The organism is Bartonella sp. OT172YNZD (assembly GCF_042193725.1).
GTDB lineage: Bacteria > Pseudomonadota > Alphaproteobacteria > Rhizobiales > Rhizobiaceae > Bartonella > Bartonella grahamii_A.
In genome coordinates this window covers 1-1,010 of the sequence record NZ_JBHILZ010000067.1, presented here as the reverse complement: position 1 = coordinate 1,010, position 1,010 = coordinate 1, and the positions used below count along the sequence as shown (strand labels likewise).

Here is a 1,010-nt window from a genome sequence, read left to right as displayed (position 1 = left end):
CCCCGCATTGACCGTATTGGTCTCAACACAGGGGGAAATGTCGTCTATATCAAAGGGATTTCTTCAGACCAACCCATGGCACCTAGTGTCCCTGATGAGGTGTTGTCGCTCGCAACCATTACCAACAATTGGCTTAGTACCCCCCTTGTGGTCAATGATGGCACTCGTGTTGCCCCCTATGATGAGATGTGGCACTATTTTCAACGGGTGCTTTCCCTTGACCGGTTGATGCAGTTAGAGCGCATTAAAAGCAATGTAGACTCTAAAGAGCCTGTTGCCAAAAAAGGCATGTTTGCTGATCCTTTTCTCGATGATAGTTACAGAGATGAAGGCTTTCAACAAACGGGGGCTGTAGGCAATGGCATTTTGCAGCTTGCTATTGACCCAACATTCTATACTGCTCCTTTAAAAGCGCCTGTCACCCTTGACTGGACAAATGAAGTGATCATTGCGCAAGAATTGACAACGGCTTGCGAAAAGATCAACCCCTATCAAAATTTTGCACCGCTGCCTGGTACAGTAACCCTTGAACCCGCAACAGACTTTTGGCACGAACAGCGCACCGATTGGCTCTCAAGCGTGACCAATCAAATCATTATGGGAAAACATCGCGGCAGTACCATACGTAGAACAGAAGTAAGCGATAATTTCATCAACACACACCAAGAACAAATCGACTTTTTAAGACAAATTACCCTTCACTTTAAAATTGAAGGTTTTGGCAGTAGCGAAATCTTGGAAAGTCTTACCTTTGATGGTGTGGATATTTTGCCAGCGAGCCGCCTTGTTGCCGATAGACAAGGCGTCCTTGAGGGCACTTTCACGATTCCACAAAATATTACCGCTGGTACAAAAAATGTCGTGGCACAGGGGAAAGGGGGCACCATTGCAACGGGACTTTTTACCGGACAAGGTCTGATTGATGTGAAAGTGATGCGGCGCACCACAACAGTGAAGATATGGACGCAATTTGACCCACAAGCGCAAGTCTTTACCCCCGATGAAACACG

Annotated in this window: 1 protein-coding gene; it reads left to right on the top strand. The window is 46.6% G+C overall.

Going from position 1 to position 1,010, the window contains the following annotated elements:
- On the top strand, positions 1 to 1,010 hold a 1,010-nt coding region (locus tag ACFIJS_RS09015), incomplete at both ends, for a DUF4815 domain-containing protein (protein ID WP_375651284.1).